At 55.7% G+C, this 7,155-nt stretch carries 8 protein-coding genes; 5 read left to right on the top strand and 3 right to left on the bottom strand.

What is annotated here, in order from left to right; genetic code table 11:
- Window positions 1-702, top strand: a 702-nt coding sequence (locus tag NW856_RS14290) for a hypothetical protein (protein WP_414400773.1), incomplete at its 5' end; no start/stop codon positions are given.
- A gap of 205 nt (window positions 703-907) precedes the next feature.
- Complete coding sequence (locus NW856_RS14285; RefSeq protein ID WP_414400772.1) at window positions 908-1,204, top strand: DUF2470 domain-containing protein; 297 nt, start codon at window positions 908-910, stop codon at window positions 1,202-1,204.
- A 19-nt stretch (window positions 1,205-1,223) separates the two neighbouring features.
- On the opposite strand, the gene grxC is transcribed toward NW856_RS14285, so the two are convergent.
- The 3 genes from grxC to NW856_RS14270 all read right to left on the bottom strand — a co-directional run bounded on the left by grxC (window position 1,224) and on the right by NW856_RS14270 (window position 4,631).
- Window positions 1,224-1,484, bottom strand: a complete 261-nt coding sequence (grxC, locus tag NW856_RS14280; protein WP_011431797.1) for a glutaredoxin 3 — start codon at window positions 1,482-1,484, stop codon at window positions 1,224-1,226.
- Window positions 1,485-1,576: 92 nt separating this feature from the next.
- Window positions 1,577-4,372 carry a DNA polymerase I gene (gene polA / locus NW856_RS14275; RefSeq protein WP_414400771.1) on the bottom strand — a complete coding sequence of 932 codons (2,796 nt, stop codon included), beginning with the start codon at window positions 4,370-4,372 and terminating at the stop codon, window positions 1,577-1,579.
- 28 nt (window positions 4,373-4,400) lie between these two features.
- On the bottom strand, window positions 4,401-4,631 hold the full coding sequence (locus NW856_RS14270; protein WP_414400770.1) for a hypothetical protein: 231 nt from the start codon (window positions 4,629-4,631) through the stop codon (window positions 4,401-4,403).
- Window positions 4,632-4,711: 80 nt separating this feature from the next.
- Here NW856_RS14270 and NW856_RS14265 point away from each other — a divergent pair, with 80 nt between their 5' ends.
- From NW856_RS14265 to psbP, 3 genes are all read left to right on the top strand, one after another.
- A complete protein-coding gene (locus NW856_RS14265) occupies window positions 4,712-5,395 on the top strand; it encodes a polysaccharide deacetylase family protein (RefSeq protein WP_414400769.1) in 684 nt (227 codons plus the stop codon).
- 63 nt (window positions 5,396-5,458) lie between these two features.
- Window positions 5,459-6,217, top strand: a complete 759-nt coding sequence (locus NW856_RS14260) for a PspA/IM30 family protein (protein ID WP_414400768.1) — start codon at window positions 5,459-5,461, stop codon at window positions 6,215-6,217.
- 263 nt (window positions 6,218-6,480) lie between these two features.
- Window positions 6,481-7,005, top strand: coding sequence for a photosystem II reaction center PsbP (gene psbP / locus NW856_RS14255; RefSeq protein ID WP_414400767.1), 525 nt, complete (start codon window positions 6,481-6,483; stop codon window positions 7,003-7,005).
- The last annotated feature ends 150 nt before the right edge of the window (window positions 7,006-7,155 follow it).

The following is a 7,155-nucleotide window of genomic DNA, read 5'->3' as shown; positions in this document are numbered from 1 at the left end:
TTCAGCAGTGTTCAGCGTAAATGTATCAGCATGTTGTTGGAGCTAACCCCAGAAGAATGCGAATCGGTGATTCCGGTGGTGCCAACGCGCCTTCAGTATGCCGCTTACTGGAGCGATGCCCTCAAGAGCACGGGCCGCATCATCACGGCCATTTTGGTGGGCGTGGCGTTGCTGGTTCTTTCCCGCGCTTTCGGCGAGGGATCCTTTCTGGGGGCAATCGCCTTCCTGGTCGGGATCCTCTCGTTGCTCTATCCCTTCCTGTGGGGGCCGCTCTATACCATCTCCCGCCGTCAGCTAGCCTTTCGCGAGATTCCCTATGGGGGATTGTTTTTTGGGCAGGTGTTGCGCACTCGCCGCTACGAGGTGGTGGTGGAAGAGCGAGAAAAGCTGGATGAAGATGGCAACTTCTACATTGAAGAGGTGCGGGAGCGCCAGTTTGAGATGGAAATTGGCGATGAGACCGGAGTCGTCTATCGTGTGCGGGCCAAGGACGATCCCCGCTACAGGCGAATTGTCAAAAAGCAATCGGTGCTCGGGTTGGTGAAAGCCTATTCCCGCGATTTGCAGCGCCGGCCCACCTTGAGCGAGGTCTATGTGGTCAAGCTGGGGGAGTGGGTGGGAGATGTCTCCTATCTGGATCGGGAGGCTTTTTTGGATATGGCAAATGAGCTGTTGGAGCTACAGGCCCAAGGACAAGCTTGATCCCCTGGATCCCTGGTGTTCTCTGGGATGGAGGGGAAGGGATCCCTGCCTTTTTATTCTGAAACCTAAACGGCTGCCTATCCGGGAGCGCCGCTTTTAACGCTGGGTTAGCCGCATTATTGTACTGGCCAGGGGTAGGGTTGGGTAGTTTACTGTGGACTGGCGGGAGCTTTAAACTGAGGGCTGTAAGCCAAAAACAACTGCCATGGGCGATCCTCTCACCCCCCAAGTTAGCGAGCGCATCTGCAAGCACATGAACGAAGATCATGCCGATGCAATACCCCTCTACGCCAGGGTCTTTGGCCAGGTGGAAGGAGTTACCCAAGCCCGCATGCAGGCCATTGACCCGGAAGGGATGGACTTGCGGGTTCAGGTCGACGGGGCCGTACAAACGCTGCGGATCCGCTTCGACCACCCCCTGCGGGACTCCGAGGACGCCCATCAAACCTTAATTGCCATGGTGAAGCAGGCTCGCGCTCAAGTTAAACAGGCTACAAAGTGATGAGAGATACAGTTGAGGCTTAGCTGGCCTGCTGTAGGAGCAGATCCAACTGGCCGCGAGCCTCTAGCGCGTAAAGATCGTCGCAGCCGCCGATATGCTGGTCGTTGATGAAAATCTGCGGCACCGAACGGCGGCCGTTGGCCCGCTTGGCCATTTCCGCCCGTGCTGCCTCGTCTCCATCGATGGCGTACTCGATATACTTCACGCCTTTGCGATCCAGCAGTTGCTTAGCCCGGATGCAAAAGGGACAAAAACGCCAGGTGTAAATCTCAACAGTCATAAGAAAACAACAAACGCTTTTACATAGCTTAACATTTTCACGGAGCCGGGATCCCTTTCCTTGCAAACCTGGGGTTTTCTGCCTCCCATGGTCTAGTTGGCTTCCTTCCAATTGTGGCCAATTTGGATATCCACCACCAGCGGTATGGAGAGGGGCACTGCTCCTTCCATTTCTGTTTGAATCAGCGGTTTTAGGGCCTGCCATTCCGAGGGATCCACCTCAAACACCAGCTCATCATGCACTTGCAGGAGCAAGCGGGAACGAAAGTTCTGCAGCTTTTGCCGCAGGCGCACCATTGCTACTTTGATAATGTCCGAGGCGGATCCCTGGATGGGGGCATTCACAGCCGCCCGCAATTCGGCTTGTTTGCGATGGCCTGTCAGACGAGACAAATTGGGAAAATAGCGACGGCGACCCAAGATCGTTTCTACATAGCCATGCTTTTCCACAAAGGCTTCAGTGGAGCGCAGATAGGCAAAAATGCCGGCGTAGCGCTCGTTAAATCGCTGTAAAAATTGCTTGGCTTCGGATAGAGAAACCCCCGCAGTGCGGGCAAAGCGCTGCGCTCCCATGCCATAGATCACCCCATAGTTGATCGTTTTGGCCAGGCGGCGTTCTTCGCTGGTTATTTCCTGTTTTTCCAGGAGCAGGCGGGCGGTTAGGGTGTGCACATCTTCTCCTGAGCGAAAGCCTTCCAGCAAGGCAGGTTCTTGGCTGAGATGGGCCAAAATGCGCAGCTCAATTTGAGAGTAATCTGCTGCCGCCAATAGCCATCCCTCTTGGGGAATAAAAGCTTGTCGAATCCGGCGACTGAACTCGGTGCGAATGGGAATATTTTGCAAGTTGGGGTTTGAGGAGCTGAGCCTGCCGGTGGCAGTAACGGTTTGGTTAAAGTCGGTGTGGACTCTGCCGGTATCGCTTCTTACCAGGGCAGGCAGAGCGTCCACATAGGTCGATTTCAGCTTGGCCAAGGTGCGGTATTGCACGATGGTTTCGATGAGAGGATGATCCCCCTCTAGCTTTTCTAAAACTGAGGCATCAGTGGAATAGCCAGTAGCCGTTTTGCGGGTTTTGCGAATGTCCAATTTCAGCTTTTCAAAGAGCAGGGATCCCAGTTGTTTGGGAGAATTGAGGTTAAAGGTTTCTCCAGCCTGAGCATAAGCTTTCTGCTCCAAACTTTGCAGCTCTTGTTCCAGCTCTTGGGAAAATTGCCTCAGAAACTCGGTATCAACGCGAATGCCGATCCACTCCATCTCTTCCAAAACTTGGGCCAAGGGCAGCTCGACTTGAATAAAAAGATCCCACAGGCGTGGATCGGTTTTCTGCAGCTTTTCGGTGAGGATTGGCACCAGACGATAGGCACAATAGGCGTCGGTTCCACAGTATTCTGCAACTTTGGAAATCGGGATATCGGCAATGGACTGTTCCTTGCCCAGCAACTTTTTGTAGCTGGTGGTTGGCAAACCCAAATGGGTAGCTGCCAAATCGGCCAAGTTGTGGCTGGCTTCTGGATCCAAAACGTAGCTGGCCAACATGGGATCAAACTGGATCCCTTGCAGGCGGATCCCGTGGGCGCGGAAAATGCTCAGGTCGTACTTACAGTTTTGTAGGCTTTTGGGTCGGTTGGGATCTTCCCAAAGGGGTTGCAGGCTTTGTTTAACCAGCTCCCAGTCCAGGTTGGATCCCTGGCGGTGGCCGATGGGCAAGTAGGCGATATCTCCCTCTGACCAACAACAGCCGATCCCCACCAATTGGGCATCCCGTGGATCTAGACTGGTGGTTTCAGTATCCCAAGCTACAATCCCTGGGCAGGCCAACAGCTCTTGCCGCAAAAGCTCCAGTTGCTCCGGCGTATCGATGATGCGCACTGCCGGCAGAGAAGGGACGGGATCGAGGGCAAAATCAAACCACAGGGCTTCGTCAGGAGCGTTTGCGGGATCCCCGGTGGGATTAAAAGCGCCAACCACCTCTGCCTCGGTTGGGATCCCCCCCAAAGCCGTTTGTATTTTGCGCACTTGGGCGATGAAGCTGTGAAACTCCAATTTTTCCAGCAGCGGCAGCAATTCTGCTTGATCAAACCCGGTTAATTTCATGCTCTCCCAGTCGGGAGAAAGAGGAACGTCGCATTTGATCCGAGCCATAAATTGCGAGTGATGGGCCGCCGGGATCCCTTCTTTGAGGTATTGCTGGACTTTTCCTTGGATCTCGTCCAGGTGGTCGAAAATTTCATCCAAACTGCCGTAGCGCTCCAGCAGCTCCACAGCTCGCTTGGGGCCGATCCCTTTCACCCCGGGAATGTTGTCAGAAGGGTCACCACAGAGGGCCTTATAATCCACCACCTGCCAAGGCCAGATGCCCAATTTTTCTTTCACTTGTTCGGGGCCAAACTCGCTGATGCGATCTTTGCTGTTGAGGTGCAAAACCCGAACTCTTCCATCGGTATCGATCAACTGGAACAGATCTTGATCGCCACTTAAGATCTGCACCCGGTAATCTTGGGGGGCTAGCCTACTGAGGGTGCCCAAAATGTCATCGGCTTCAAAACCAGGCACCACCAAAATCGGGATGCGTAGTGCCGTCAACACCTGCTTCAGGTTCTCCACATCTTCGATAAACTCCGGTGGCGTTTCCGGGCGGCCTGATTTGTAGGTTTCGTCGGCCTCGTGGCGAAAAGTGGGCTGCCGTGTATCAAAGGCAACGGCTACATGGGTAGGGGTGTATTTGTCCAAGACTTCTAACAGCGATTTCAAAAAGCCAAAGCTGACGCTGGTGGGGATCCCAGTGGAAGTGCGCAACCCCCCCTCGCGGCTGTAGGCAAAGGCGTAGAAGGAGCGATAGGCCAGAGAGTGACCATCCACCAGCAGCAGTGTTGGAGTTTGCCAAGCCATCAGCTGATACCTTGAGGGTGAATCTAGCCTATCGGATCTGGGCTATGGGCAGAAGGGATCCCACATCCGTCTCAAGAACTCGAGCGGCGGGCTGCTGCCGACACCCAATGGCAACTTCTGTAATCACAATCTGTAGGCACAATCTGTAATCACAACTGGCTAGGACGAGATCCAAAAGCCCATCGACGGGCCCGCCAACCCTGATTTCCGTTTTGCGGGCTACAATGCTCATGCCCATTTTTTCAGTTGGTTGGCTCAATCGGCAATACCTAAATTTGTTACCCAGTTGATCACCCAAAGCATTGCCCTCTGGTTCTGGACAAAATACAGCCCACCACAATGCTCTTCTCTTCTCAGCAAATCCTGCCCCCATCTCTCTACCCACCCCTGCATTGGGGCCTCAAGACCCTCTTTCCCGACGGCCTGTGGGAGTTGCCGGCAGATCCCCATACCCAGCGGGTGGCTCTGACCTTTGACGATGGCCCTCACCCTGAGTACACCCCTGCTTTGTTGCAGGTTTTGATGGATTTTCAGGTGCCGGCCACGTTTTTTGTGTTGGGAGAACGGGTGCAGCGCTGGCCCCACCTGGCCCGTCAGATCCGCCAACAAGGCCACCGCATTGGCCTTCACGGCTGGCAGCATCGCCCTTTTACCGAGCTTGCCCCTGGAGAGCTTTATCAGAGCCTGAAGCGCAGCCAAACCACCCTCGTGGCTGCCTGTGGCGGGATCCCTGACGATTATCGGGCTGTGCGCCCGCCCAATGGCTTGTTTTGGCCGCAGACGCTTGCGGATTTGCGCCGTTGGGGCTTTTGTCCGGTGATGTGGAGCGTGGTGCCTGAGGATTGGCTGATCCCACCGGTATCGGTGGTAGTGGAGCGGGTGCTGGCCCAGGTGCGGCCTGGCTCCTTAATCGTGCTGCACGATGGGGTACAAGGAGGAGCCCAAGTGGTTGAGGTAACGCGGCAGTTGATCCCAACTTTGCAGGAGCGGGGATTTGAATTTGTCCACTTGCCGGATCCCTGAGATCTTTCCAGTTGGGGAGAAATTAAATACAGTAGAGGCACGCGTAGGCAAGAGGGTCAAGCCATGGGCGCACGCAAGATCATCTACGGCATTTTTGGGCAACGGGCCGGCAGCGTCATCGTCGGAACTTGGAACTGGCTGTGGGGGATCCCGGTGGAGAAAGGCGGCACAGGAGCGGTGATGGTGGCGGAAGAATCCCTACGCACCATGCAGGAGACGGTTCAGCGTCTCACGGAAGCCGTTGCCACCCAAGTGGCTGCCTATCAGCGGGCTGAACAAAAGTACATGCAAAAGGTGCGGGAGTACCAGGCCCTGGAGAACAAGGCTCGCCTGGCTGCCCAACGGGGCGATCAAGAGGCTGCCCGCCTGGCTATGTCCCAAGCGCTGCAAATTGAGGCCATTCTCGGCCCCCTCAAGGAGAATGTGGAAACTGCCGAGCGCTACGTCAATGCCGCCAAGCAAAAGCTGGCCCGCGAGAAAGAACGACTGGCCGCTTACAAGAGCGAGCTGAGCAACCTCAAAGACATCAACGAGGTGAACCAAGCTCTGGAGCAGATGGCCCGCGTCAACAATTCCTACAACATCGACTCGGCCAAGTCCCAATTTGAGGCGGCGAAGAATGCTATCCAGGCTCGCCAGCTCAGATCCCGAGCCATGAGCGAGCTCTCGGAAGATCGCAGCGAGCAGATTGCTGCCCAATTGGATGAAATGGCCATGGACGATGAAATCTCCCGCCGCTTGGCAATGCTCACCGGCCAAGGAGGTGCCCAGGCCAACCTGCCGCTACCGGATCTGGATTTCGAGAAGCGGCTCCCCCAATAGCAGCAGTTGCTTCCAAGCTTGGGGATCCCTCGCTTTTCAACCCACGTCGGCAACCCCGCTGCTAAGTTGCAGGGGGAGTTTTCCGTTGGGAATTGACGGTCAACGGGCTAGAGGGAGTGCGCTCGTACTAGGATGATAAAGGAACAATAGGCAACCCATCTGAGGAGAGGATCCCAGCAATGTCAGCAGCACGAGGCGCGCATTCTGCCCGATCAGGCCTGTGGCCCACTTACGCAACCAGCCTGTGGCTGTCTAGGGCGTTGTTGCTGCTCTGTGTTTGCCTCAGCTTGGTGGTTTGTGCCTGTTCCGCGGGCTCTAACCTGCGGGCCTACAGGGATCCCAGCGGAGCCTTTGCTTTTGCCTACCCCAACGGCATGGTGGCGGTCAATCTTGGGCCGGGGAAAGGGCCGGTGGTACTCCTGCGCGACCTGGTGTACGAGACCGAGAACGTCAGCCTGATGATCGCCCCATTTGACAAGGGGGAGACGATTGCCGATTTGGGCAGCCCGGATGAGGTGGGGCAGTTGGTGGCGGAGAAGATCATTGCTCCTGAGGGATCCGGTCGCTCGGCCAAGCTGTTGGCTGCCGAAGCCTTTGAGCGGCAGGAGCACCCCTATTACCTGCTGGAATACCAAACCGATATGGGATCCCAGCTTCGCCACGAGGTGGTGACGGTGACCGTTCGGCACCATCGCCTCTATACGCTGACGGCCTCTACCCAGGAATCCCGCTGGCCTCAGGTGCAGGCTGCCTTTAGGAACGTGGGCCGATCTCTGAATGTTTCCTAAAGCTTTTCCTGAGAGGATTTTCTCAAGGGATTGAACCGGGTTGACGGACTTGGGTAGGTTAAGGTTGAGCCCTTTAGGGCTGAGTTATGGTCATTTTAGGTTGGGGTGAGACGCCTAGGCTACTGAGAAAAGCCTTGTGGTTCTGGGGAT

The organism is Synechococcus sp. R3-13 (assembly GCF_047462195.1).
Classification (GTDB): Bacteria; Cyanobacteriota; Cyanobacteriia; order Thermostichales; family Thermostichaceae; genus Thermostichus.
The sequence above is the reverse complement of the archived record's forward strand: the minus strand, read 5'-3'. Positions and strand labels throughout refer to the sequence as shown.